The sequence below is a fragment of the Frigoribacterium sp. AP1 genome (assembly GCF_056680555.1).
Genome location: NZ_CM155288.1, coordinates 2,811,255 through 2,836,235, shown reverse-complemented (window position 1 = coordinate 2,836,235; position 24,981 = coordinate 2,811,255). Strand labels below are relative to the sequence as shown.

The 24,981-nt window shown below is 71.6% G+C and carries 27 protein-coding genes; 12 read left to right on the top strand and 15 right to left on the bottom strand.

Annotated elements, in window-relative coordinates; all coding sequences use genetic code 11:
- The first annotated feature begins 10 nt into the window (after positions 1-10).
- Entirely contained in the window at positions 11-823 is an 813-nt protein-coding gene (locus tag AC1MBW_RS13475) for a ParA family protein (RefSeq protein WP_054146774.1), read from the top strand.
- A gap of 94 nt (positions 824-917) precedes the next feature.
- Here AC1MBW_RS13475 and AC1MBW_RS13470 read toward each other — a convergent pair whose 3' ends face one another.
- The 3 genes from AC1MBW_RS13470 to AC1MBW_RS13460 all read right to left on the bottom strand — a co-directional run bounded on the left by AC1MBW_RS13470 (position 918) and on the right by AC1MBW_RS13460 (position 2,810).
- Positions 918-1,466, bottom strand: coding sequence for a MerR family transcriptional regulator (locus AC1MBW_RS13470; RefSeq protein ID WP_054146799.1), 549 nt, complete (start codon positions 1,464-1,466; stop codon positions 918-920).
- 154 nt (positions 1,467-1,620) lie between these two features.
- Entirely contained in the window at positions 1,621-2,319 is a 699-nt protein-coding gene (gene ftsR / locus AC1MBW_RS13465; protein WP_054146773.1) for a transcriptional regulator FtsR, read from the bottom strand.
- A gap of 2 nt (positions 2,320-2,321) precedes the next feature.
- On the bottom strand, positions 2,322-2,810 hold the full coding sequence (locus tag AC1MBW_RS13460; protein ID WP_054146772.1) for an FHA domain-containing protein: 489 nt from the start codon (positions 2,808-2,810) through the stop codon (positions 2,322-2,324).
- A gap of 233 nt (positions 2,811-3,043) precedes the next feature.
- On the opposite strand from AC1MBW_RS13460, the gene AC1MBW_RS13455 reads away from it, so the two are divergent.
- The gene (locus AC1MBW_RS13455) at positions 3,044-4,546 is read left to right on the top strand and encodes a S1C family serine protease (RefSeq protein WP_480024806.1); all 1,503 of its coding nucleotides are present in this window, start codon (positions 3,044-3,046) and stop codon (positions 4,544-4,546) included.
- 62 nt (positions 4,547-4,608) lie between these two features.
- Here AC1MBW_RS13455 and AC1MBW_RS13450 read toward each other — a convergent pair whose 3' ends face one another.
- From AC1MBW_RS13450 to AC1MBW_RS13440, 3 genes are all read right to left on the bottom strand, one after another.
- A complete protein-coding gene (locus tag AC1MBW_RS13450; protein ID WP_054146771.1) occupies positions 4,609-5,592 on the bottom strand; it encodes an NUDIX hydrolase in 984 nt (327 codons plus the stop codon).
- Positions 5,593-6,099: 507 nt separating this feature from the next.
- Positions 6,100-7,047: a DnaJ domain-containing protein gene (locus AC1MBW_RS13445; protein ID WP_480024805.1), complete on the bottom strand. Its 948-nt coding sequence runs from the start codon at positions 7,045-7,047 to the stop codon at positions 6,100-6,102.
- 70 nt (positions 7,048-7,117) lie between these two features.
- Positions 7,118-7,525, bottom strand: coding sequence for a TIGR02611 family protein (locus AC1MBW_RS13440; RefSeq protein WP_480024804.1), 408 nt, complete (start codon positions 7,523-7,525; stop codon positions 7,118-7,120).
- A gap of 62 nt (positions 7,526-7,587) precedes the next feature.
- On the opposite strand from AC1MBW_RS13440, the gene AC1MBW_RS13435 reads away from it, so the two are divergent.
- The 3 genes from AC1MBW_RS13435 (at position 7,588) to AC1MBW_RS13425 (ending at position 10,058) form a co-directional block, all read left to right on the top strand.
- Positions 7,588-8,559: an aldo/keto reductase gene (locus AC1MBW_RS13435; protein WP_480024803.1), complete on the top strand. Its 972-nt coding sequence runs from the start codon at positions 7,588-7,590 to the stop codon at positions 8,557-8,559.
- Between the two features lie 13 nt (positions 8,560-8,572).
- Positions 8,573-9,436 (top strand): aldo/keto reductase, encoded by an 864-nt coding sequence (locus tag AC1MBW_RS13430; RefSeq protein ID WP_480024802.1) that lies wholly within the window; start codon positions 8,573-8,575, stop codon positions 9,434-9,436.
- Positions 9,437-9,509: 73 nt separating this feature from the next.
- Positions 9,510-10,058 (top strand): YbhB/YbcL family Raf kinase inhibitor-like protein, encoded by a 549-nt coding sequence (locus AC1MBW_RS13425; RefSeq protein WP_480024801.1) that lies wholly within the window; start codon positions 9,510-9,512, stop codon positions 10,056-10,058.
- A gap of 78 nt (positions 10,059-10,136) precedes the next feature.
- Here the strand turns inward: AC1MBW_RS13425 and AC1MBW_RS13420 are convergent, their stop codons facing one another.
- From AC1MBW_RS13420 to AC1MBW_RS13410, 3 genes are read right to left on the bottom strand one after another with little or no spacing between them, the layout of a single operon-like run.
- Positions 10,137-11,141 carry an aldo/keto reductase family protein gene (locus AC1MBW_RS13420; RefSeq protein WP_055973087.1) on the bottom strand — a complete coding sequence of 335 codons (1,005 nt, stop codon included), beginning with the start codon at positions 11,139-11,141 and terminating at the stop codon, positions 10,137-10,139.
- Between the two features lie 48 nt (positions 11,142-11,189).
- Positions 11,190-11,669 (bottom strand): hypothetical protein, encoded by a 480-nt coding sequence (locus tag AC1MBW_RS13415; protein ID WP_480024800.1) that lies wholly within the window; start codon positions 11,667-11,669, stop codon positions 11,190-11,192.
- A 3-nt stretch (positions 11,670-11,672) separates the two neighbouring features.
- A complete protein-coding gene (locus AC1MBW_RS13410; RefSeq protein ID WP_054146765.1) occupies positions 11,673-12,092 on the bottom strand; it encodes a hypothetical protein in 420 nt (139 codons plus the stop codon).
- A gap of 165 nt (positions 12,093-12,257) precedes the next feature.
- Here AC1MBW_RS13410 and AC1MBW_RS13405 point away from each other — a divergent pair, with 165 nt between their 5' ends.
- The 3 genes from AC1MBW_RS13405 to manD all read left to right on the top strand — a co-directional run bounded on the left by AC1MBW_RS13405 (position 12,258) and on the right by manD (position 15,297).
- The gene (locus tag AC1MBW_RS13405; RefSeq protein WP_480024799.1) at positions 12,258-13,097 is read left to right on the top strand and encodes an EI24 domain-containing protein; all 840 of its coding nucleotides are present in this window, start codon (positions 12,258-12,260) and stop codon (positions 13,095-13,097) included.
- A complete protein-coding gene (locus AC1MBW_RS13400) occupies positions 13,094-13,954 on the top strand; it encodes an aldo/keto reductase (RefSeq protein ID WP_480024798.1) in 861 nt (286 codons plus the stop codon). The genes AC1MBW_RS13405 and AC1MBW_RS13400 overlap by 4 nt, the downstream gene beginning before the upstream one ends.
- A gap of 104 nt (positions 13,955-14,058) precedes the next feature.
- Positions 14,059-15,297 carry a D-mannonate dehydratase ManD gene (gene manD / locus AC1MBW_RS13395; RefSeq protein ID WP_054146763.1) on the top strand — a complete coding sequence of 413 codons (1,239 nt, stop codon included), beginning with the start codon at positions 14,059-14,061 and terminating at the stop codon, positions 15,295-15,297.
- Positions 15,298-15,334: 37 nt separating this feature from the next.
- On the opposite strand, the gene AC1MBW_RS13390 is transcribed toward manD, so the two are convergent.
- From AC1MBW_RS13390 to AC1MBW_RS13375, 4 genes are all read right to left on the bottom strand, one after another.
- Positions 15,335-15,817 carry a VOC family protein gene (locus AC1MBW_RS13390; RefSeq protein WP_054146762.1) on the bottom strand — a complete coding sequence of 161 codons (483 nt, stop codon included), beginning with the start codon at positions 15,815-15,817 and terminating at the stop codon, positions 15,335-15,337.
- Between the two features lie 151 nt (positions 15,818-15,968).
- Positions 15,969-17,438 carry an NCS2 family permease gene (locus tag AC1MBW_RS13385; RefSeq protein WP_480024797.1) on the bottom strand — a complete coding sequence of 490 codons (1,470 nt, stop codon included), beginning with the start codon at positions 17,436-17,438 and terminating at the stop codon, positions 15,969-15,971.
- Positions 17,439-17,554: 116 nt separating this feature from the next.
- On the bottom strand, positions 17,555-17,959 hold the full coding sequence (locus AC1MBW_RS13380; protein ID WP_480024796.1) for a DoxX family protein: 405 nt from the start codon (positions 17,957-17,959) through the stop codon (positions 17,555-17,557).
- An 82-nt stretch (positions 17,960-18,041) separates the two neighbouring features.
- The gene (locus AC1MBW_RS13375) at positions 18,042-18,899 is read right to left on the bottom strand and encodes a LysR substrate-binding domain-containing protein (protein WP_043594893.1); all 858 of its coding nucleotides are present in this window, start codon (positions 18,897-18,899) and stop codon (positions 18,042-18,044) included.
- A gap of 142 nt (positions 18,900-19,041) precedes the next feature.
- Here AC1MBW_RS13375 and AC1MBW_RS13370 point away from each other — a divergent pair, with 142 nt between their 5' ends.
- Positions 19,042-20,364 (top strand): MFS transporter, encoded by a 1,323-nt coding sequence (locus AC1MBW_RS13370; protein WP_480024795.1) that lies wholly within the window; start codon positions 19,042-19,044, stop codon positions 20,362-20,364.
- 12 nt (positions 20,365-20,376) lie between these two features.
- Here AC1MBW_RS13370 and AC1MBW_RS13365 read toward each other — a convergent pair whose 3' ends face one another.
- Positions 20,377-20,994 (bottom strand): TetR/AcrR family transcriptional regulator, encoded by a 618-nt coding sequence (locus AC1MBW_RS13365; protein ID WP_054144827.1) that lies wholly within the window; start codon positions 20,992-20,994, stop codon positions 20,377-20,379.
- Positions 20,995-21,250: 256 nt separating this feature from the next.
- Positions 21,251-21,652, bottom strand: coding sequence for a hypothetical protein (locus AC1MBW_RS13360; RefSeq protein WP_054144826.1), 402 nt, complete (start codon positions 21,650-21,652; stop codon positions 21,251-21,253).
- Between the two features lie 66 nt (positions 21,653-21,718).
- On the opposite strand from AC1MBW_RS13360, the gene AC1MBW_RS13355 reads away from it, so the two are divergent.
- The 3 genes from AC1MBW_RS13355 to AC1MBW_RS13345 all read left to right on the top strand — a co-directional run bounded on the left by AC1MBW_RS13355 (position 21,719) and on the right by AC1MBW_RS13345 (position 24,928).
- Positions 21,719-22,762 (top strand): LLM class flavin-dependent oxidoreductase, encoded by a 1,044-nt coding sequence (locus AC1MBW_RS13355; protein WP_480024794.1) that lies wholly within the window; start codon positions 21,719-21,721, stop codon positions 22,760-22,762.
- A gap of 47 nt (positions 22,763-22,809) precedes the next feature.
- A complete protein-coding gene (locus AC1MBW_RS13350; RefSeq protein WP_480024793.1) occupies positions 22,810-23,772 on the top strand; it encodes an acetylxylan esterase in 963 nt (320 codons plus the stop codon).
- Between the two features lie 124 nt (positions 23,773-23,896).
- The gene (locus AC1MBW_RS13345) at positions 23,897-24,928 is read left to right on the top strand and encodes an NADPH:quinone reductase (RefSeq protein ID WP_480024792.1); all 1,032 of its coding nucleotides are present in this window, start codon (positions 23,897-23,899) and stop codon (positions 24,926-24,928) included.
- Positions 24,929-24,981 lie beyond the last annotated feature (53 nt).

Below are 24,981 nucleotides of genomic sequence, written 5' to 3'. Positions count from 1 at the left end.
CGTCTGTGTCGTGCATGTACTCAGCGTCAGCTCTCTCAAAGGGGGCGTCGGCAAGACGACGGTGACGCTCGGACTCACGTCGGCCGCCTTCGCCAAAGGTCTCAGGACCCTCGTCGTCGACCTCGATCCCCAGTCCGACGTCTCGACCGGCCTCGACATCACGGTCTCGGGCCACCTCAACGTCGCGGACGTCCTCGCTTCGCCGAAAGAGAAGACGGTCCGGGCGGCGATCGCGCCCAGCGGCTGGACGAAGGGTCGCCAGGGCAAGGTCGACGTCATGATCGGCAGCCCCTCTGCCATCAACTTCGACGGTCCGCACCCGTCGATCCGTGACATCTGGAAGCTCGAGGAGGCCCTGGCCAACGTCGAGGCCGACTACGACCTCGTCCTGATCGACTGCGCCCCGTCGCTCAACGCCCTGACGCGCACGGCGTGGGCCGCGTCCGACCGCGTGACGGTCGTCACCGAACCGGGTCTGTTCAGCGTGGCCGCTGCCGACCGAGCGCTCCGCGCCATCGAGGAGATCCGTCGGGGTCTGTCACCGCGCCTCCAGCCACTGGGCATCATCGTCAACCGCGCCCGCGTGCAGTCGCTCGAGCACCAGTTCCGCATCAAGGAGTTGCGCGACATGTTCGGCCCCCTCGTCCTGTCGCCTCAGCTTCCCGAGCGCACGTCGCTGCAGCAGGCCCAGGGCGCGGCCAAGCCCTTGCATGCCTGGCCCGGCGAGAGCGCTCAGGAGATGGCCCGCAACTTCGACCAGTTGCTCGAGCGGATCATGCGCACGGCCAAGATCGGTGACTACGCCGAGCCCGCCGCCCGCTGAGCCGGCACCCGTCCCCGACGCGACGGCGAAGGCCCCGCACGAGATCGTGCGGGGCCTTCGTCGTTCTCGACCACGTGACGCGGTCGAGGGCTGATCAGCTGGCGCGTGTGCCGCGTCGGGCCGCGAGCTCGTCGGACGGATCGGAGGCGGGTGTGCTGTCGATCTCGACGAGACTCGACTCGACCTCGCGGAGGACCTTGCCCACGGCGATGCCGAAGACGCCCTGACCGCGGCTGACGAGGTCGATGACCTCGTCGTCCGACGTGCACAGGTAGACGCTGGCCCCGTCGCTCATCAGGGTCGTCTGGGCGAGGTCGTTCACCCCGGCTTCGCGGAGCTGGTTGACGGCCGTGCGGATCTGCTGGAGCGAGATGCCCGTGTCGAGGAGGCGCTTGACGAGCTTGAGGACGAGGATGTCGCGGAAACCGTAGAGGCGCTGCGAGCCCGAGCCTGCTGCGCCGCGGATGGTCGGCTCGACCAGTTCGGTGCGCGCCCAGTAGTCGAGCTGGCGGTAGCTGATTCCGGCGGCCTTGGCCGCGACGGTGCCGCGGTATCCGCTGTCGGCGTCGTGTTCGGGCAGACCGTCGGTGAAGAGCAGACCCAGCTCGTAGCGGGATTCCTCGGGGGAACCTGACTCACTCATGCTGTTGCCTTCCACGTTCTTCTTCCGGAGCTCAACGTTCAACATCGGGTTGATGGTTGTACAGGACTCACGGTACCCACAACGGGGAGCTGCCTGGGCGACATTCGCTCCGACGGGTCGGCGTGTCGAGGATATTCGCCCGGAGCGTGGACGTCTAGGCGTCGAGACGCCCCAGAGCGGATCGGACCAGGCCCGAGCGGACGACGTCGACCTGCGCCGCGAGCTCGCGGGAGAGCTCGGCGACCCGCGCGCGGGACGCCGCGTCGTGCTTGCGCGCGAGCGGAGCGAGGGCCGTCTCGATGAGGCCGAGTTCGCGGTCGACCGAGGCACGGACCGGCCGTAGGTGCCGAGGTTCGATGCCTGACCTGCCCAGCTCGACGAGGGCCGACAGCACCGAGACCGCCTCGTCACCGTATCGACCCGCCGACGGCAGGAGCGACGCCGAGACGGCCTCGTCGAGCAGGGCGGGAGACGCCCCCGTCTCGCGCAGCAACTCGTCGCGACCGAGCCGACGACCGTGCGTCAGGATCGAGACGGGTGCCGCCCCGGACGGGAGCGACGCCGGGCGCCCGGCGTCGAGGTCGGCGAGGTGCTGACGGATGACCTTGAGCGGCAGGTAGTGGTCACGCTGGAGCCCGAGGATGAAGCGGAGGCGCTCGACGTCTGCCGGCGAGAACTTGCGGTAGCCGGACGGGGTGCGCACCGGCGTGACCAACTCGCGCTCTTCGAGGAAGCGCAGCTTGCTGTTCGACAGGTCGGGGAACTCGGGCTTCAGCCGCGAGAGGACCTGCCCGATCGTCAACAGGTCGGACGGCCCGGTCTGCGACGACCGGGCGGCGGCGGTGCGGGGCACGACTACTTGATCGCCAGGTTCGCGAGGTCGACCCGCGATGCGTAGAACGTGAGGCGGAACTTGCCGACCTGGACCTCGGCCCCGTCGGAGAGCCGGGCCTCGTCGATGCGGACACCGTCGAAGTAGGTGCCGTTCAACGACCCGAGATCGTGCACGCTGAAGCTGAGGCCCTCGCGGCGGAACTCGGCGTGCTTGCGGCTGACCGTGACGTCGTCGAGGAAGATGCCGGCCTCGGGGTGACGCCCGGCGATCGTGACGTCGGAGTCGAGGAGGAATCGTGCGCCGATGTTGGGGCCGCGGCGGACCACGAGGAGCGCGGAACCCGAAGGCAGGGCGGCGACGGCGTCACGCTCGTCGGTGGACACGCCTCCCTCGAGGGCTGCCAGTTGCGCCTGGAACTCTTCGTTGAAGCTGAGGGTCGTGTCGACCTCGCGAGGGGCGCCGGGAGCGCGGTCCTGCTCGCCGGGTGCCGGGTTGGCGGGCTGTGCCATCGTGGACCTCCTTTGGCGTCCCAGCGTATCGGAACTCCGACCCTCGTCGGGAACCGATTTCGGGGACCGCCCGCCCGGATGGCGGGTACCGGCCGTGGTGAGACGATCTCGGCTTCGTTCACCGCGCCTCCTCATGGGACTCCCCACCGCCTCAGGGTCTGGTCATAGGGATCTCTTGGGGTCGCACCGTTCCATGGACCCATCGTCACCACCACCGCCACAGGAGGCACACCATGAACGACCGAGACGGCGACACCACCGGCACCCCGGACGACGCCACGCCCGTGACGCCCTCCGCGTCGACCGAGCAGCAGGGCGGGGAGAACGCCGAGCAGGCCACCGGGCAGCCCGCCGAGGCACACACGCTCCCCCACGTCACCGGCGCGTCCGACGCACGCTACGTTTCGGCGGCCCCGACCTGGATGGCCCACGACGACGCGCACCAGTCGTACGACGCGACGTCGGGAACGTCCGCGACGACCGGTGGTGACGGTGCACACGGCACGGTGCCCCCAGCCTTCGGCGGCTCGCCCAGGCCCCGCCGGTCGAAGAAGTGGCTCGCCCTCACCGGTGCGGCGGCGGCCGTCGTCATCGTCGCGGGTGCGGCGGGCGGCGGTGCCTACGCCGCCGGTCGCTCGGCCGGAACCGCAGCGGCACAGGCCGCCAGCGAACGCCAGGCCCTCGAGCTGCTGCCCCAGCTCACGCAGCCGGGCAGCGGGTCGAGCGGCTCGACGTCCCCGTTCGGCGGCTCGACCCCGCAGGACGGATCGTCACAGGGCGGGTCGTCGCAGCAGGGGACCTCGACCCAGACCAGCGCCACGGCGGCGACCGACGAGGAGAAGGCCGGCGTCGTCACCATCGTGTCGACCCTGAACTACGACGCCTCGTACAAGTCCGCGGGCACGGGCATGATCCTGACCTCGGGCGGGCTCATCCTGACGAACAACCACGTCGTCCAGGGCGCGACCAGCATCCAGGTGACCGTCGAGTCGACGGGCGAGACCTACACGGCCGACGTCGTGGGCACGGACGCCACGAACGACGTGGCCGTGCTCAAGCTGCAGAACGCGACCGGCCTCACCCCGGTGAGCTTCGACTCGTCCGGCGACGTGGCCACGGGGGACGTCGTCCACTCGACGGGCAACGCCGAGGGCACGGGCGACCTGGTCACCGCCCAGGGCACGGTCCTCGCCACGGACCAGTCGATCACGGTCCAGAGCGAGTCCGGCTCGGGCACCGAGTCGCTGTCGGGTCTCATCGAGGTCGACGCGGACGTGGTCTCGGGCGACTCCGGCGGCCCGCTGCGCGACGGCGACGGCGACGTCGTCGGCATCGTGACGGCGGCTTCGCAGGGCTCCTCGACGATCACCGGGTACGCCATCCCGATCGATCACGCCCTGTCGATCGCCAAGCAGATCCAGTCGGGCACGGGGAGTTCCACCGTGCAGATCGGCCTGCCCGCCTTCCTCGGCGCGCAGATCTCGAGCACGGCGACCGGCACCGCGGGCGGCGTCACGATCGCCGGCACCGTCGAGGGCAGCGCGGCCGCGTCGGCCGGCCTCGTGGCCGGCGACGTGATCACCGCGATCGACGGGACGGCCGTGGCGGACTCGTCCGCACTCACGGCCGCGATCCAGGCTCACGACTCGGGCGACCAGGTCTCGGTCACCTGGACCGACACGGCCGGCACGTCCCACACCGCGACGGTCACGTTGGGCGACGGACCCGCCGCCTGATCCGAGATCGGGGACGGACGGGCCCGCGCCACCGGTCGGTGGTGCGGGCCCGTCCGTCCGTGTCAGTCGAGGCCGACGGCGTGGCGGAAGACGCCGGGACGCACGACGGTCGCCCCGAGGGCGGCCACCCGATCGGTGAGGCCCCGGTCGGCGGTCACGACGACGACACGGGGCGCCACGCCGGACACGTCGCGCAGGCCGCGCACGCGGGCCACGATCGCCGAGTCGCCGTCGGCCTCGGCACGGTCGACGGTCAGACCGGGGAACGTGTCGCCGACGGCCCGCGCCTCGCCTTCGACGACGGCGGTCGTCTCCGGCCACCGCCAGGTGGGTGCCCCGGGCGGTTCGGCGGCGGTGCCGTCCGCGAACGCCGCGGCGTCCGTCGGGGAGGCACTCCGGTCCGGCCCACTCGGCGCGACCGGCGTGTCGTCCCCTCCGCCGCCGGACGAGACCAACGACTCGGCCACTCCGTCCCGGGCGCCGCGCGAGAGGGTGTCCAGGAACCGGTTCGTGGCGCCGACGCGGTCGCGCCACCATCCGTCGGGTCGGGAGCCGAGGACGTTCGCGACGTCGACGACGACGTGCACATCGCTCCTGAGCTCGGGCCGGAGCCTCGGCCACGAGGCGGCGAAACCGGGGTGCAACGGGAGACCGACCACCTCGTCGGCGGGCACCCAGCCCAGGGCGATGCTCTCGGCGTCGGACACCACGGGTTCGAACGGACGCACGGCGCGGGCCACGACGGTCGTGTACGACCAGAAGCCGAGGTCGAGCTCGGCCGCGAACAGCAGTCGCAACGCGTCGCGCGGCACGGCTGCCTCTTCACCGCTCTCGCGCAGGGCGCCCTCGACCGCGCTCTCGCCGTGATGGCGGGCGCCGCCGGGCAGCCCCCACGTGCCGCCGAAGTGACTCCAGTCGGCCCGGTGCTGCAGCAGCACCCGGTCGTCGGGGTCGACGACGAGCAGACCCGCGGCCCCGGCGCGGCCCCAGAACCGACGTCCGTCGGGGGCCTCGACCCAGCCGTCCGCGGGCTCCTGCGTGTTCACACGGTCGAGCTTGCCACAGGGACGAGGAGGCGGTGCCCGCGTCGCGCGCAGGACGTCACGTCGACCGGTCGACGCGGTGGCGGGCGACCAAACCGACGGGGCGGGAGCTCCGAAGGCATGCATGGGGCTGGCCCGCGACCCGATGTCGGGCCAGCCCTCCCCCGGTTCCGGCACCGCGCCTCCTCGGGTCCGGTGTCGGGTCGAGCAGGTCAGGGCTGCTGCACGGAGAAGACGTTGTCGGCCGGGTCCGTGAACCAGGCGATGTCGGGGCCCCACCGCACGCCGCGCCTCCCGGCAGGCGCAGACGGAACGTCCTACCGTCGACGACGGTCTCGGTCTCGAGGCCGAGGACGTCGCGGGAGAAGGACGTGGCGGCGGGCACGTCGTCGACGCCGAACCCGGTCCAGCCGGACTGCGGACGGAACACGGTGGCCCCTCTCCGGCGCGGGACGGACGCCGGCTTCCCGCCCAGCGTGGACGCTGTCGGACGCGGGGCACCAGCCCCCGTCAGACGAACCGGATGGCCTGCTGCAACCGCGCCCGCACCTCGAAGACGTCCGAGATGCTCGTGCGGTCGCCGAGCTCGGGCCCGTGCCGCAGGACCTGCGGCAGCAGCGACCGGCGCACGACCCAGGTGCCGCCCGCGCGGCGCCCGACCTTCTCGAGGGCGGGAGCGAAGTCGTCGTCGGGCACGACGATCAACTGGGCCGTGAACGACACGCGGGTCTCTCGTCGGACGGCCCGGGCCTGACGCGTGAGGTCGCGGACGGGCTCTTCGTCGGCGGGGATGCCCCGACCGACGAGCTCGCCCCGGGACACCTGCACCTCGCTGCCCCAGTCGGAGGACTGGATCGCGAAGAGGCCCGACGGTCCGAGCACGACGTGGTCGAGCTTGCCCTCGGCACCCGCGTCGACGTCGCTCCAGATGGTGAAGCCGATGCCGAGCTCGGTGACTGCGGCCACGGTGGCCTCTTCGGCCATGGCGTCGGCCAGGACGTGACGGATCTCGGGAGGCGCGCTCCGGACGAGGCGCTCGTCGTACGGGTCGTCGAGCGGGACTCCCCGACCGACCCACTCGCGCATCAGGCCGAGGTACCGCTCGCGGTTCGCACCCCCGGGGTGACCGTGGACGCGGGCCTTGGGCTTGGAATCGGTGCGAGCCGGCTCGCGGGGCGGCGGTGACCAGCCGGGGGCACTCGACCCCGCGGACCGCGCGCTGCCCGTGGGAGCGGTGCTTCGTGAGCCCGACCCCCGGTCGTAGGCGGCGCGGGCCTCGGGTGTGCCCACCTGTTGCCAGGCGTGCTGCAGGTCGCGGAAGGCCTGAGCGGTGCCCCCGAGGTCGGGATGGGTCCGGCGGGCCAGCCGTCTGTAGGCGCGGCGCAGGTCGTCGGTCGACGCCGTCGACCGCACGCCGAGCACCTCGTAGGGCGTGGCGGAGGCGGGACTGGGCGTCACGACGGCGACATTACCGAACGTCCGCTGGACGTCCGATCGACGGCATCCGGGACGCGGTCGGCCCTGCGGTTCACCGCGACGGGGCGGCCGAGGAGTCCACGGTCGACGATCGGCGCACCGACCGGGCGACCCGCCAGGCGCGCCACCGGAGACGAGCGCGCCGGGCGAGTCGACGCACCCACTGGGTGATGCGGTGGGCGGCCGGGAACTCGGTGCCGAGCACGGCGACGCCGACGAAGACGATGAGCCAACCGGGCCCGGGCAGCGGGACGAGGACCAAGCCGACGACGACGATCAGAGCGCCGAGCAGCCCGACGCCGATCTTGTAGAGCAATCGGAGGCGCGGATGCCCGTCGAGCCGGAGTCGCATCCTCGCGTGACCGTCGCGCAGGGCACGGCGCCGCCTGCCGCGGTGCGGGCCGACCCCGCGGTTCTCGACCGGGGGCGCGCCGTCCGGGGTCTCGGGCTGCTCGTCCATGACGGCGACGTTAGGGGGCCTTCCTGTGAGCACCACGCCCCGCGAGGGGGTAGCCAGGGAACATGGATTACACACACCTCGGACGCACAGGGTTGTCCGTCTCCCGGGCCGTGCTCGGCACGATGAACTTCGGGCCGCAGACGACGGAGGACGACTCCCACGCGATCATGGACCGGGCGCACGAGCTCGGCGTCAACTTCTTCGACACGGCGAACGTCTACGGCTGGGAGAAGGGCGAAGGCATCACCGAACAGATCATCGGTCGGTGGTTCGCCCGCGGGGGTGGGCGACGGGAGAAGACCGTCCTCGCCACCAAGCTGTACGGCGACATGGGCGACTGGCCGAACGACGGGAAGCTCAGTGCGCTGAACATCCGACGTGCGCTCGACGCGAGCCTCAAGCGACTCCAGACGGACCACATCGACCTTTACCAGTTCCACCACGTGGACCGTGAGACCCCGTGGGACGAGATCTGGCAGGCGATGGAGGTCGCGGTCCAGCAGGGCAAGGTCCTCTACGTCGGCAGCAGCAACTTCGCCGGCTGGCACATCGCTCAGGCCCAGGAGGCCGCGAAGGCCCGGCACTTCACCGGTCTCGTGAGCGAGCAGTCGATCTACAACCTGATCGTTCGGGACGTCGAGCGCGAGACCCTTCCGGCCGCCCGGCACTACGGCCTCGGCATGATCCCGTGGTCGCCGCTCAACGGTGGCCTGCTCGGTGGCGTGATCGAGAAGACCGAAGAGGGGTCGCGTCGACTCGAGGGACGGAGCGCCGACTACGTCGCCGAGCACCGCGACCAGCTGGAGGCCTACGAGGCCTTCGCGCGGGAGATCGGGCACGCCCCGGGCGAGGTCGCCCTCGCGTGGCTGCTGCACCAGCCGGGCGTCACGGGACCGATCACGGGCCCGCGGACCATGGCACAACTGGAGTCGGCGGTCGCTGCCGTCGACGTGACGCTGGACGAGGCCGCGCTGGCGCGGCTGGACGAGATCTTCCCCGGGCACGAGACGTCGCCCGAGGACTACGCGTGGTGAACCGGAGGACGACATGAAGACCAGGACAATCGGAGACATGACGGTCAGCGCGATCGGCCTGGGCGGCATGCCCTTGTCGATCGAGGGCCGACCCGACGAGAAGCAAGGCATCGCCACCATCCACGCCGCACTCGAGCAGGGCATCACCCTGATCGACACGGCCGACGCCTACCACCAGGCAGGCAAGGACGAGGTCGGACACAACGAGCTGCTCATCGCCAAGGCGCTCAAGAGCTACCACGCCGACACCGACCAGGTGCTCGTCGCGACGAAGGGCGGGCACCTCCGTCCCGAGGCGGGAGCCTGGGCGCAGAACGGCGACCCGGCCTACCTGAAGGAGGCCGCCAAGGCCTCCGCGAAGCGGCTCGGCGTCGAGACGATCGGGTTGTACCAGTTCCACCGCCCGGACCCGGCGGTGCCCTACGCCGACTCGATCGGCGCCCTGGCGGAGCTGCTCGACGAGGGCGTCATCCGCATGGCAGGCATCTCGAACGCCACCCCCGACCAGATCCGCGAGGCGAACGACGTCCTCGACGAGCGCCTCGTCTCCGTCCAGAACCAGTACTCGCCCGCGTTCCGCTCGAGTGAGGCGGAGCTCGTGCTGTGCGACGAGATGGGCATCGCGTTCCTGCCGTGGAGCCCTCTCGGCGGGATCACGAACGCAGGTGAGCTCGGAGCGAAGCACGCCGTGTTCGCCGAGATCGCCAACGCCCGGCGGGTCACCCCCCAGGTGCTGACGCTCGCCTGGGAGCTCGCCAAGTCCGAACTCGTCGTCCCGATCCCGGGGTCGACCCGACCGCAGACGATCATGAACTCGGCCACGGCGACGTCGATCAAGCTCTCGGCCGACGAGATCCAGCGGCTCGACGCGGCCTGATCCCACCACAGGTGCGCCCGCCCCTCGGGGCGGGCGCACCGTCACGACCACCCCGAACGAACAGGAGACAGCCATGGCCGACGCCAACCTGACCCGCCCGTACGACATCATCGGCATCGTGCCCGAGTTCGAGCTCTCGAGCACGGACCTCACCGACGGGGGCGAGCTGCAACGAGCCCAGGTGAGCGGCATCATGGGCCCCGGCGGAGACGACGCCAGCCCCCAGCTGAGCTGGTCCGGCGCCCCCGAGGGCACCAAGAGCTACGCCGTCACCATCTACGACCCCTACGCCCCCACGGGCTCGGGCTTCTGGCACTGGGCCGTGGCCGACCTTCCCGCCACCACGACGTCGCTGCCCTCCGGTGCCGGTGACGACCAGGGCTCGGGTCTGCCCGAGGGTGCGATCCAGCTGCAGAACGACGGCGGGCTCGCCCGCTACGTCGGTGCCGCTCCGCCCGAGGGTCACGGACCGCACACCTACTTCGTCGCGGTGCACGCCCTCGACGTCGAGAAGATCGGGGTCGACGAGACCGCCAGCCCGGCGTACCTCGGTTTCAACCTGCACTTCCACACGCTGGCCCGCGCCGTGATCTCGGCGACCTTCGAGGTCCCGGCGGCCTGATCCGACACGCTCGACGTCGACACGACGACGCCCCGCCACGATCTCGTGGCGGGGCGTCGTCGTGTCGTGTCGTGTCGGTCAGGCTTCGCGGCCGCTCGGCATCTGCGTCTTGCGCGGGTCCGTCTCGGCGAGGCCGTCGAAGATCGACTCGATGCGCGACAGGACGTCGGCCTCGAGGGTCACTCCCGAGGCCTTCGCGTTCGACTCGACCTGCTCGGGACGCGAGGCCCCGATGATCGCCGAGGCGACGTTCTCGTTCGACAGCACCCAGGCCAACGAGAGCTGGGCCTGCGTGAGGCCCAGGTCGGCCGCGATCGGTTCGAGCTGGGCCACGGCGTCGAGGACGTCGTCGCGCAGCCAGCGCTCGATCATGCCCGCTCCGCCCTTCTGGTCGGTCGCCCGGCTACCCGCCGGCAACTCGGCACCGACGGTGTACTTGCCGGTCAGGACGCCTTGCGCGACGGGCGACCAGACGATCTGCGAGATGCCGAGCTCGGCCGAGGCCGGGACGACCTCGCCCTCGATGACCCGCCAGAGCAGCGAGTACTCGGGCTGGTTCGAGACGAGCTGGATCTTCAGCTCGCGGGCCAGGGCGTGCGCCTCGCGCAGCTGCTCGGCGTTCCACTCCGAGACGCCGATGTAGAGCACCTTGCCCTGGCGGACGAGGTCGGCGAAGGTCTCCATCGTCTCGTCGAGGGGCGTCTCGACGTCGTACCGGTGTGCCTGGTAGAGGTCGACGTAATCGGTCTGAAGGCGTGTGAGCGACCCGTTGATCGACTCGGTGATGTGTTTCCGGCTGAGCCCGGTGTCGTTGTGCCCCTTCGGTCCGGTGGGACCGTAGACCTTGGTGAAGATCTCGAGCGACTCGCGACGCTCACCCTTCAGCGCCTCGCCGAGGACCGTCTCGGCCTGGGTGTTGGCGTAGACGTCGGCCGTGTCGAACGAGCTGATGCCCACGTCGAGGGCCGCGCGGACGCAGCGCGTCGCCGTGTCGTTCTCGACCTGGGACCCGTGGGTGAGCCAGTTGCCGTAGGTGAGCTCGCTGACCTTGAGCCCGCTGTTGCCGAGGTATCTGAACTTCATGGACGACCCTTCTCGGTGGTGCCGCGTCGGTGCGACACCCCGTCGACGCTAGTCACCGGCTGCCCAGCCCGCCCGGTCGCCGAACCGTCCGGGCACGGTGAACCCCGACGGCGTGCGATGCCAGAACGCCCGCAACCGGAGGGGCCCGGCTCCGAGCGACCGGGTCAAACCGGTGGCCCAGGCGTCGACCGCGACCCGGTCGAGCTCGTCGTCGTCGACCGTCTGCCAGACGCACACCACCTGCCGCGCTCTCACCCGGAGTCCTTGATGCCGGAACAGGTCGACCAGTTCGTCGACGTCACGTCGCCGCGGCAGTCGCGGCACGTTGTGCAGACGACCGGCGGGGGCGACCTGCCGACCGTCGCCGTCGAGGAAGGCCAAGTGCACGACCTCGCGATCGCACCTCTCGGCGCACAACTCGGTCGCGTGGTCGAGCAACGCCCGGTCGTCGGCGTCGGGCCCGAGGACGGGGAGTCGGAGGAGGTCGGGATCGGGGTCGAAGGGTCGGGAGCCTCCGCGGACGCGCATGCCTCAGTCCACCGGGAGGAGGGGGCGGACGTCGGACGGGGTGCGACGCATCGGCGGATGGACCGTGAGGTCGCCGGGTTCGATCACCGCCAGGATCGCCGCGGCCCACCGCTGGTCGTCGCACGACGCCGTCAGCGACTCGTCGGTGCTCTGCCACACCAGCAGGACGGACGTGGCGTCGACCCAGGCCGCCACCTCGACGATGCGCAGGGCCAGGGTCTCGACCCCGTCACGGGTGGGCTCGACCGGAGAGCCGCCGAGCGCGATGGGCGGCGCGACGGGGACGCCGTCCGGCCCGAGGTAGATCCACAGCAGCGCGCGGTCGTCGCAGGGCTCGAGGCAGAACTCGTCGACGAAGTCCTCGAGCTGCTCGTCGGTGGGGTCGGGGGCGAGTACGGGTGGGTAGGCGTCGATGATCGTCATGGTCCGAGGCTGGCGGACCGCGCCGCGGTGAGGACCTGCCCGCACCCAGCCTGTGGAGGGGTCCGCTCCTCGTGGGACTGGGGAGGAGCCGACCGGGCGGGGACCGACGGACGCGACGTCCCCTGCGACCGCGCCCGCGCCTCCTGCACCGGATACGCTCGCCCGGTGGCGGTGATCGGGGAGTTCTTCGGTGGGGTGGGCCTGCTCGGGCGAGGGCTGCGACTGTGGGCGACGTCCCCACGGCTGATGCTGCTAGGTGCGGTGCCCGCCCTCGTCGTGAGCGCGGTCTTCGTGGCCGCCCTCGTCGTCGTCGGTCTCGCGGCAGACGACATCGCCCGCGCCGTGACGCCGTTCGCCGACGAGTGGCCCGAGTGGTCGCGCACCCTCGTGCGCCTCGGCGGAGGTGTCGCCGTGGCGGCCCTGGCCGTGTTGCTCGCGGTCGTCGCGTTCACCGCGGTGACCCTGCTCGTCGGCGACCCCTTCTACGAGCGCATCTGGCGCCGCGCCGAAGAGCGAGAGGGCGACCCGCCGGCCGACGTCGATCGCGGCTTCTGGCGCGGGCTCGCCCGGAGTGCCGGCGACTCGCTCCGACTGCTGCTGGCCACGGCCGGGGTGGGCGTCCTCCTGTTCGTCGGAGGATTCGTGCCGGTCGTCGGCCAGACCGTCGTGCCGGTCGTCGGTGCGCTGGTCGGTGGATGGTTCCTCGCGGTCGAGCTCACCGGCTACGCCTTCGACGCCCGGGGCCGCTCGCTCACCGAGCGCCGCCGCGAGCTCGCCGTCAACCGGGCGCGCACCCTGGGGCTGGGCACCGCGACCTACCTGCTGTTCTTCGTCCCGCTCGGGGCGGTGCTCGTCATGCCGGCGGCCGTCGCCGCGGCCACCCTCCTGGCCCGCGAGGTGACCGCCGGGCCGACCGGACCGACCACGTCGACGGCCGGGGCACCGCCCGCGACACCGACCGCCGGACCGACCCCACCGGCCGACGACTACCATCCCCCGGCATGACCACCCCCGCCACACCGACCAACCCTGCCGTCACCCTGCCCGACGGCCGAGTCGTCCCGGCCCTCGGCCAAGGCACCTGGAACATCGGCGACGACCCGCGCCGCCGCGACGACGAGATCGCCGCCCTGCGAGCCGGCCTCGACGCCGGCCTGACGATGGTCGACACCGCCGAGATGTACGGCGGCGGGCGGTCCGAGTCACTGGTCGGCGAGGCGATCGTGGGTCGCCGCGACGAGGTGTTCCTGGTCGGCAAGGTGTTGCCGAGCAACGCCTCGCGGCAGGGCACCGTCGACGCCTGCCACGCCAGCCTCCGGCGGCTGGGCACCGACCGCCTCGACCTCTACCTGCTGCACTGGCGCGGACGCCATCCCCTCGCCGAGACGGTCGACGCCCTGGAGGCGCTGGTCGCCGAGGGCGCGATCGGCGGCTGGGGCGTCAGCAACTTCGACGTCGACGACCTGCAGGAGTTGCTCTCGGTGCCCGGTGGCGAGAACGTCCAGACGAACCAGGTCCTCTACAACCTGGCCCGTCGCGGACCCGAGTTCGACCTGCTGCCCTGGGCACGCGAGCACGGCGTGCCGCTCACCTCCTACTCCCCCGTCGACGGCGGCGAGCTGCTCGGCCACCCCGTGCTCGAGCAGGTGGCGACCGACCTCGGCATCTCGTCGGCCCAGCTCGCCCTGGCCTGGGTGCTGCGCCTCGTGCCCGACCTGATGGTCGCCGTCAAGGCGGGCACGGCCGAGCACACGCTCGAGAACGCGGCGGCGCTGGCGGTCGACCTCGACGACCAGGCCTTCGTCCAGCTCGAGCGGGCGTTCCCCGCGCCGACGACCAAGGTGTCGCTCGAGATGCGCTGACCCGCGCCTCCCGGGCTCGCCTCCCGCTCACGCATGCGCCAGAGTGGAGGGACCAGCCCGGGTGACATCGACGTCGCCTGGACGCGAGCTCCAGAGGACACCGCATGATCATCGACAGAGCCGACGTGATCGTCACCAGCCCCGACCGCAACTTCGTGACGCTGAAGATCACGACGTCCGACGGCGTCACCGGCCTCGGCGACGCGACCCTGAACGGGCGCGAACTCGCCGTCGTCGCCTATCTGACCGAACACGTCGTACCCCTGCTGATCGGGCGGGACCCGGCCCGCATCGAGGACACCTGGCAGTTCCTCTACCGCAGTGCCTACTGGCGGCGCGGGCCGGTCACGATGGCCGCCATCGCCGCCGTCGACGTCGCCCTGTGGGACATCAAGGCCAAGGTCGCCGGCCTGCCCCTCTACCAACTGCTCGGGGGCGCCTCGCGCACCGGGTTGCTGACCTACGGCCACGCCTCGGGGAAGGACCTCGAGGAACTGTTCGACAGCGTCCGCGACCACCAGGAGCAGGGCTACAAGGCGATCCGCGTCCAGACCGGCGTGCCCGGCCTGAAGTCCATCTACGGGATCGCCTCGAACGCCACGTTCGACGCCAACAACGGCGTGCGCTACGACCACGAACCCGCCCAGCGTGGAGCCCTGCCGAACGAGGAGGACTGGGACACCCGCTCGTACCTGCGGCACGTGCCCACCGTGTTCGAGGCGGTGCGGGCCGAGTTCGGCCCCGAGATCCCCCTGCTGCACGACGGCCACCACCGCATGACCCCGATCCAGGCGGCGCGGCTCGGCAAGAGCCTCGAGCCCTACGACTTGTTCTGGCTCGAGGACGTCACCCCGGCCGAGAACCCCGAGGCCCTGCGGCTCGTCCGCCAGCACACGACGACCCCGCTGGCCATCGGTGAGATCTTCAACACCGTCTGGGACTACCAGCAGATCATCCGCGAGCAGCTGATCGACTACGTGCGCAGCGCCGTGACGCACACGGGCGGCATCACCCACCTGAAGAAGGTGCTCGAGTACGCCTCGCAGTACCAGATCAAGTCGGGCATGCACGGTCCGACCGACATCTCGCCCGTGGGCATGGCGGCCGCGATGCACCTCGGGCTCGCGATCCACAACTTCGGCATCCAGGAGTACATGAAGCACGGCGCGAAGACCGACGAGGTCTTCGAGCAGAGCTTCACCTTCGAGGACGGCATGCTGCACCCGGGCGAGCAGCCCGGCATCGGCGTCGAGCTGAACGAGCAGGCCGCCGCGGCGTACCCGTACGCACAGGCCTACCTGCCGTACAACCGTCTGGCCGACGGCACCGTCCACGACTGGTGACCGGGACGAGGAGGCGCGGCGCGGGCGAGCGCGTCGCTCACCCCTCGTAGGCCGCAGCCAGTTCGGCGATGACCAGCCGGTTCATGCCCATCATCGCGGCCATGGCCCGGGCGGCGCCCTCGGGGTCGGGTCCGCCGAGGTAGCGGTCCATCACCGACGGGACGACCTGCCAGGAGAAGCCCCAACGGTCCGTCACCCAGCCGCACCGCCCCTCCTGCCCGCCGTCCGCGGCGAAGGCGTCCCAGTAGTGGTCGAGCTCGTCCTGTGTCTCGACCGAGATCGAGAACGACGTGGCCTCGGTGGGCTTCGGACCGCCGTCGCCGCCGTTCAGCAGGCGGTACGGCTGGCCGTCGAGCTCGAGGTCGACGACGAGCGCCTGGCCCGCCATCGACGCGTCGGGGAAATCGTCGGGGTAGCGCGACACGTCGGTGACGCGCGACGACGGAAACAGGGCGACGTAGAAGTCCGCCGCGGTCTCGATGTCACGACCGAACCAGAGCGCGGGGGTGATGCGGGGCATGTCGCGCCTCCTCGAGGTGACCGGCGGCACCGTCCCCGCCTGGCGCTCAGGGTAGCCGCGCCGGGCGTCGAGGTCGAGAATTCACGACATGCCGCTCACCTACGGAGGTGAGCGGCATGTCGTGACATCTCGGGGAGGCGAGCCGGTGGGGTCAGCCCAGCAGGGCCTCGATCGGGCCGCGCACGAAGTAGACCAGGAAGCCCGCGGCCACGATCCACAGCAGCGGGCTGATCGTGCGGGTCTTCCCGGCGAACGCCCGCACGACCACCCAGCTGACGAAACCGACGCCGATGCCGTTCGCGATCGAGTACGTCAGCGGCATGGTGATGATCGTCAGGAACACCGGCAGTGCGACCGAGAAGTCGGTCCAGTCGATCTGGCTGATCTGCGACACCATCAGCGCGCCGACGATCACGAGGGCCGAGGCCGCGACCTCGAGCGGCACGACCTGGGTCAGCGGGGTGAAGAACATGGCGAGCAGGAACAGCGCGCCGGTGACGACCGAGGCGAATCCGGTCCGGGCGCCCTCGCCGATGCCCGAGGCGGACTCGACGAACACGGTGTTCGACGACGAGCTCGTCGCGCCACCGGCGACCGCGCCGACGCCCTCGACGATCAGGGCCGAGCGAAGGCGCGGGAAGGTGCCGTTCGCGTCCGCGACGTCGCCGGCCTTGGCGAGGCCGGTCATCGTGCCCATGGCGTCGAAGAAGTTGGTGAAGACGAGGGTGAAGACCAGCATGACGGCCGACAGCACGCCGATGCGGGCGAAGGCGCCGAAGCTGAACTGGCCGACGAGCGACAGGTCCGGCAGGGCCACGATCTGGGTGGGCAGCACCGGGGCGTTGAGGTTCCAGTCGTCGAGGTTCTGGCCGTTCGACGGCGGCACCTGGAAGATCGCCTGCAGGGCGATGGCGATGACGGTGGTGGCGACGATGCCGATGAAGATCGCCCCGCGCACCTTGCGGGCCATCAGCACCCCGATGACGAGCAGGCCGATGACGAAGGTGATCGTCGGCAGGGTCGCCACCGAGCCGGCGTCGCCGAGCTGCAGGGGCGGCGACGACGTGCCGCTGGTGCGGACGAAGCCCGAGTCGACCAGGCCGATGAACGCGATGAACAAGCCGATGCCGACCGTGATCGCCGTCTTGAGGGCGGCCGGAACGGCGGTGAAGATCATGCTGCGCAGGCCGGTCACGGCGAGGATCGTGATGACGAGCCCGTTGATCACCACGAGGCCCATGGCCTCGGGCCAGGTGACGTCCTGCACCACGTTGACGGCCAGGAACGAGTTGATGCCGAGGCCGGCGGCGAACGCGAACGGGAGGCGCGCGACGGTGCCGAAGAGGATCGTCATGACCCCGGCGGTGAGGGCGGTGACCGCGCCCACCTGACCGTTCTGCAGCCAGTTGCCGGCCACGTCCTTCGCCGCCTGGTCGGCGCTGAAGCCACCGAGGATCAGCGGGTTGAGGATGACGATGTAGGCCATCGTGACGAACGTGACGACGCCACCGCGGATCTCGCGCGCCCAGCTCGAGCCGCGCTGCGTGATCTCGAAGAACCGGTCGAGGGTGCCCCCGACTCCGGGTCTCGGCGGCGTGGTGGCGGGGGCGTTCGTGGCCATGGCGATGCGTCTCCGGTGAGATCGGATGTCGAGGGGGAAGAGAACAGGATAGGGCGTGCCGGGGTGCACGCTGCAACGCCGCCCACCGCCTCTCGACCGCCGAGGCGCTCGGGAGACTAGGAGGCGCGGTGCACGCCGAGCGCCCGTGTCACCAGGGGCACCTGCAACGGCAGCCGGACGAGGGTGACGGCCGTGCGCCCCGTCGTGGCCCGCTCGCTCTTCACGGCGCGCAGGGCCATCGAGACGTTCGCCGGGAAGACGGCCACGAACAGCGCGGCGGCGGCGAGCCCGCCGACCGGACGCGTCCTCGGAGCGAGGAGGGCGGCGGCGATGCCGACCTCGGCGAGACCCGAGCTGATCGTCCAGAACCGGGCCGGTCCGGGGACGCTCCTCGGGACGACCGCGTCGTAGACCGCGGGCTTGGCGAGGTGCAGGAGGCCGGAACCGCCCAGGATCGCGGCGAGTACGCGGGCGTCCCGACGGGCGGCGGACTTCTGGCGGCGTGTGGGGCGGTGACTCATGCGACCATCTTGCGCGCGCCTCCCGGGGTGGGGTGTGGGCGGCGCGCCGGGACGGCCGGGCGGCTCGAGCGCACGGCCCGGGTCAGACGGCGCGGCTGACGCCCCGGCTGGTGATGGCCGACATGAGGGCGTCGACGGGCTCGCGGGCGGCGCCCGGGTTGGCGACGAGCACGTAGTCGACGTCACCGAGGGTGGGCAGCGAGAACCGGTCGCTGACCTTGACGAGGTCGGTGGGGATGAGCGAGAACGGGAACACGGCGACCCCCATGCCGGCGCGCACGGCGGCGAGGACGCCGTTGACGTCGCGCGTGTTGCAGGTGATCCGCCAGGTTCGGCCGGCGCGCTCGAGGGCGTCGATGGCCATCTGCCGGCTGAGGCTCGGGGCCTGGTACGCGATGAGCGGCACGGGCTGGCCGGGCTCGACGACGAGCTTCTCCTGGCCGATCCAGACCATGGCGTCGCCGGCGACGCGCGTGCCCTCGTCGGACTCGCCCGCGGTCTGCTTGACGAAGATCAGGTCGAGGTGGCCGGCGGCCAGTCGGCGGCGCAGGGGTGCGGACTGGTTGACGGTGAGCTCGAGGTTGATCTGCGGGTAGAGCTGGCGGAAGTGGCGCAGGATGCGGGGCAGCTGGGTGATGGCGAGGTCGTCGGCCGCACCGAAACGCAGGCGGCCCCGCATGGCCGAACCGCTGAAGTAGCTCTCGGCGGCGGCGTGCGCGGCGAGGATGGTCCGCGCGAAGCCGGCCATGGCGTCGCCGTTGTCGGTCAGGCGCACGTCGCGGGTGTCGCGGGCGACGAGCGTTCGGCCGGCGGCCTTCTCGAGCCGGCCGACCTGCTGGCTGACCGTCGGCTGGCTGATGCCGAGGCGCTGCGCGGCCCGGGTGAAGCTGCGTGTCTCGGCCACGACGAGGAACGTCGCGAGCAGCGTGGGGTCGTACACCGCGCCTCCTTCGTCGTGCCGGCTCGAGACCTCGTCATTCACGAAGCCAATGCGATTGATCATCCCCCACCGGGGTCCGAATGACCAGGCCGACCCTACCGTTGATGCAGACCGTGAACCGAACCACCAGCGCAGGAACGTGATGTCCGCCCCGCCCCGCACCGACTTCCCCCCGACCGCCCCCCTTCCGATCAGCACCGCCCGCCCGCCGTGGCGGCACACCTTCATCGCCCTCAGCGTGCCGAACTTCCGCCTCTGGACGGCGGGCAACGTCGTGGCGATGACCGCCGGGTGGATGCAGCGCATCGCCCAGGACTGGCTCGTGCTCGAGCTGACCGGCAGTGCCACGGCCGTCGGCATCACGGTGGCGATGCAGTTCGCCCCGATGCTCTTCTTCGGCCTGCTCGGCGGAGTGATCGTCGACCGCTTCTCGAAGCGCGCCCTCATGCTCGTCACCCAGAGCGTCTTCGCCGTGCTCAGCCTGGGGCTCGCCGCCCTGACCCTCGCGGGCGTGGTCGAGGCCTGGCACGTCTTCGCCATCGCCTTCGCCACGGGTCTAGTGACCGTCGTCGACAACCCGGCCCGCCAGGTGATCGTCACCGAGCTCGTCGGCCACACGCACCTCCGCAACGCGATCAGCGTCAACTCGAGCGTGTTCCAGCTCGGCGGCATGGTCGGCCCCGCGATCGCCGGCGTGCTGCTGTTGGCGGTCGGCGCGGGCTGGGCCTTCGTCGTCAACGGCGTCGCCTGCCTGGTGGTCGTCGTGATGCTGACGATGCTGCGGACGGCACAGATGACCCGCGTCGCCTCGTCCGCGCGAGGCCGCGGTCAACTGCGGCAGGGTCTCGCCTACGCCCGCTCGAAGCCCACGATCGTCGTGCCCGTGCTGCTCGTCGGCGTCTACGCCGTCTTCGGTCTCACGATGCCCGTGCTGCTGGCGTCGTTCGCGGCGGACGTCTACGACGTCGGGCCGGGTGGCTACGGCCTGTTCAACTCGATGATCGCCGTCGGGGCGCTGACCGGCGCCCTGCTGTCGACGCGGCGTGCGACGATCCGGCTGCGCACCATCGTGCTGGGCGTGCTCGTCACAGGCGTGCTGCAGGCCGTCGCCGGGTCGATGCCGTCGCTCGTGCCGTTCGCCGTCGTGCTCGTCGGGGTCGGGCTCGCCTCGCTGCTGTTCTTGACGGCCGCGAACCAGTTGGTGCAGATGTCGAGCAACATCGCGATCCGGGGGCGCGTCATGTCGCTGTACATCCTCGTGCTGCTCGGCGGGCAGGCGATCGGCGGGCCGCTCATGGGCGTGATCGTCGAGACGTTCGGCACGCACGTCAGCATGATCGTCTCGGGCGGCGTGCCGGCCGTCGCCGCCGCCGTGACGGCGCTGGTGCTCGCCCGCCGGGGGCAGCTGACGCTGCAGGTGCGCACCCGCTGGCACGTTCCCGTAGTCACGATCGAGCAGCGCTAGGCGGGGCCGGCGTCAGGGCCGCGTGCCGCGGGTGAGAGCCGCGACGACGTCGCCCATGAGATCGCCGGCGGCCTGCTCGCCCGTGGCCGGCCAGTCGAAGGCGACGCCGAGGGTGATGCAGATGAGCACCCGGGCCAGCGTGCGCGGTTCGAGCCCGGTCACCTGGACGGCCTGCCCCTGGAAGACCTCCTCGACGAGACCGTGCAGGGCGTCGAGCACCTCACGGCGCTGACGGACGAAGTCGGCCATCACCTCGGGGTGCGCGAGGGCGTGGGCCCGGAACTCGCTCATCAAGGCGAAGTCCTCGACCTGTCCGGGGCCGTAGGGCGCGAACGCCGTGCCGATCTTCTCGGGCAACTGGTCGAGCGAGGTGCCCGGGAAGAACATGCCCTGCAGGGCGTCGAGGGCACCGTCGGTCTCGCGACGCATGAGGCTGCGGACGAGATCGTCCTTCGAGGAGAAGTTCGAGTAGACCGCGCCCTTGCTGAACCCGGCGGCCCGCGCGACGTCGTCGAGGGTGGTCGCGTGGACCCCGCGTCGCGAGAACAGGTCACCCGCCGCGTCGAGCAGTCGTTGCTTGACCTCGGCTCGTGGGATGCGGGGAACCGGAGCCCCGGCGCTGGTGGCCATGCAGCGACCCTAACGGGTGCGGGTGATCCTCAGAAGTCACCCGCACCGCCCCCGGAGAAGCCCCATACCGGCGGGTATCGAAGCGCTACCATCGTGATCGCCTGGTGAACCCGAAGCATCAGGAGACCGCGCGGGTGCGCGACCGTCCGACCCTCACCACGTCGTCAGGTCGGGCGCGCACCCCGCACCCCACCCGTCGTCCGGGGTCGTCCCCGAGGGCGCGACCCGCGCCTCCTGGTGTCGACCGCGACCAGCGTCAGATCGCGGTGCGTCGCGCCGAGCCCCCGAAGCCGATCGAGACGTCGAGGCGCCAGGCCTTCGGCTCACCCGACACGTGGGTCGTGCCCACGAAGCGCAGCCGGTCGCCGGCGCCGAGGCTCAGCACCCCGTGCACGTCGAGGTTCTCGCCGAGCCGGAAGACGATCTCGTGCTCGTCGAGCAGCTCGTCGTCGACCGTGGCGCCGAAGGTGGCGCCGTCGAACTTCACCGGCACGTCACGGAACACCAGTGACGGCGGCTCGTCGGACCAGTCCGCGACCTCGGGCACCCGCCCCGCGACGATGCGGGCGTCCACGACGCCGTCGTCTCCGAGCGTGACCGAGGAGGCGCGCAGGTCGATGCCGAGGTCGTCACCGTCGATGCGAAAGCGGTTCTCCACGGTCCCACGCTACCCAGCACGGGCCCCGGGTGGAATGGCCGGGCCGGGTCCGGGGTTCGCCCGGTCATGAAGAAGCGCATCGGGTTCCTGTCGTTCGGTCATTACCAGGACGTGCGCGGCTCGGCGACGCCGACCGCCCGGGAGGCGCTGGTCCAGTCGATCGAGCTGGCCGAGGCCGCGGAGGAGATCGGCGTCGACGTGGCCGCCGTGCGCGTGCACCACTTCGTGCGCCAAGCCGCCAACCCGTTCCCGCTGCTCGCGGCGATGGCCGCACGCACGAGCCGCATCGAACTCGGCACCGGCGTCATCGACATGCGCTACGAGAACCCGCTCTCGATGGCGGAACAGGCCGCGGCCGCCGACCTGATCAGCGCGGGTCGCCTGCAGCTCGGCGTCAGCCGTGGATCACCCGAGCCCTCCCTGCGGGGCTATAAGGCGTTCGGCCACGTCCCCCTCGAGGGTGAGAGCGACGCCGACCTCGCCCGCCGACACACCGAGCTGTTCCGCGCGGCGATCGACGGCGCCGACGTCGCCGAATCCGACCCGAAGATGACCGGCTGGTCGCACGGCCTCTCGGTCGAGCCGCACTCCCCCGGCCTCGGCGAGCGCATCTGGTGGGGGTCGGGCAGCCGCTCGACGGCCGTCTGGACGGGCGAGCAGGGCATGAACCTGATGAGCAGCACCCTGTTGACCGAGGACACCGGGGTGCCGTTCGACGAACTGCAGGCCGAGCAGATCGCGCTGTACCGCGAGGCCTACCGCGCCGCCGGTCACACGCGTGAGCCTCGGGTGTCGGTCAGCCGCAGCGTCATCCCGATCACCACCGACGAGGACCGTCGCTACTTCGGTGTCCGCGCCCAGGCCGACTCGCAGGACCAGGTCGGGCTGCTGGACGGCGTCCAGTCGCGGTTCGGCAAGAGCTACGTGGGCGAACCCGACGTCATCGCCGAGCAGTTGGCGGCCGACGCCGCGGTGCGGGACGCCGACACGATCCTGCTCACCGTGCCGAACCAGCTCGGGGTGGCCTACAACGCCCGCCTGCTGCAGACGGTGGCCGACCACGTCGCCCCGGCGTTCGGCTGGGAGCCGAACCTGGCCCGCGCGAGCTGAGCCGCGCCTCCTCGGCTGCCGTCGCGGGCTGCGGTAGACAAGGGGTCATGTTCACCGACCTGCCCGAGCCCGCCCTGCGGGAGTACCGCAGCACCCAGACCGACCCCGACGACTTCGACGAGTTCTGGGCGACGACGCTCGCCGAGACCCGGGCGCACCCCCTCGACCTGCGGGTCGAACCGGTCGACACGGGGCTGACGACGGTCGACGTGTACGACGTGACCTTCGCCGGGTGGGCGGGTCAGCCCGTTCGGGCCTGGCTGCGCGTGCCCGCCGGAGCGGAGGGACCGTTGCCGACGGTCGTCCAGTTCGTCGGCTACGGCGGCGGACGCGGCGCCGCCGTCGAGAACCTGTTCTGGTCGTCCGCCGGGTTCGCCCACCTGCAGATGGACACCCGGGGTCAGGGCTCGGGGTGGAGCCTCGGCGCCACCCCCGACCCCGACGGTTCGGGCCCGGCCCACCCCGGCGTCATGACGCGGGGCATCGACTCGCGGGAGACGTACTACTACCGGCGGGTGTTCGCCGACGCCGTCCGGGCCGTCGAGGCCGCGCGCGAGCTCGACGTCGTCGACGCGTCCCGGGTGTCCGTCGTCGGCGGCAGCCAGGGCGGCGGCATCGCCCTCGCCGTGGCCGGACTCGTCCCCGACCTCGCCGCCGTCGCGGCGTACGTGCCGTTCCTCTGCGACTTCCGGCGGGCGACCGTCATCACCGACGCCGACCCGTACAAGGAGATCGGACGCTACCTGGCGGTCCACCGACACCGCGCCTCCTCGGTGCACGACGTGCTCGCCTACTTCGACGGGGTCAACTTCGCGAAGCGGGCCACGGCCCCGGCCCTGTTCACGACGGCGCTGATGGACCCGACCTGCCCGCCGTCGACGGTGTTCGGCGCCTTCCACGCGTACGCCGGGGCGGCCGACATCACGGTCTGGCCGTACAACGGGCACGAGGGCGGCGGGTTCGAGGACGACCTGTCGGCGCTCGCCCTGTTCCGCCGCGCCGGGGCCTGAGTCCGCCTGCGCACCACAGGACGCCGTCGAGTGGACACGACACCGCGACGTGCAGCGGTGCCGTGTCCACTCGGTGGCGTCCCGGGCGGGAACACGGCGGGGCCGGGTCTGGTTGGCTCCGGGCATGAAGTCGATCGTGTACTCCGAGACCGGACCCGCCCCCATCGTGCTGCAGCTCGTCGACCGCGACCTGCCCGAACCCGCCGCCGGCGAGGTGCGGGTACGCGTCGTGTTCTCGGGCGTGAACCCCACCGACTGGAAGTCCCGCGCGGGCGGCGGCCCCGGCGAGTCGCTGCCGTTCCCCGAGGTCACGCCGAACCAGGACGGCTCGGGCGTCGTCGACGCCGTCGGCGAGGGCGTCACCGGCCTGTCGGTCGGCGACCGCGTCTGGACCTACCTCTCGGCCCACCAGCGCCCCACCGGCACCGCGCAGGAGTTCACCGTCCTGCCCGCCTCGCGCGTCGTCCCGTTGCCCGACGGCGTCGGCCTCGACGTCGGCGCGAGCCTCGGCGTCCCCGCCATGACCGCCCACCGCGCGCTCACCGTGTGGGAGGACGGCCCGAGCCGCCTGACCCCCGGCAGCCTCGACGGCGCCGTCGTCCTCGTCGCCGGCGGCGCGGGTGCGGTCGGTCACGCCGCCATCCAGCTCGCCGGCTGGGCGGGGGCCACGGTGATCACGACGATCAGCAACGACGAGAAGGCCGCGCTGGCCACCGCCGCCGGCGCCCACCACGTCGTGAACTACCGCACGGGCGACGCCGCCGCCGAGATCCGTGAGCTTGCCCCCGACGGGGTCGACGTCGTCGTCGAGGTCGCGATCTCGCAGAACGCGGACCTGCTGTCCGAGGTCGTCGCGCACCGCGCCTCCGTGGCGATCTACGCCGACAACGGCGGCGACACGACGACCATCCCGATCCGCGCGAACATGATCACCAACACCCGGTTCCAGTTCGTCCTGCTCTACACCGTGGGCGAGGAGGCGCTGCAGGCGGCCGTCGAGGACGTCACCGCGGCCCTGCGCGACGGCGTCCTGCCGGTCGGTGACGCCGCCGGCCTGCCGCTGCACACCTTCCCGCTCGCCGAGACCGCGGCAGCGCACGAGGCCGTCGAGGGCGACGTGGTCGGCAAGGTGCTGATCGAGGTCTCCGCCGAGTAGTCCAAGCGGCGCGGCGTCGAAGCGGCGCGGCGTCGAAGGGCGCGGCGTCGAAG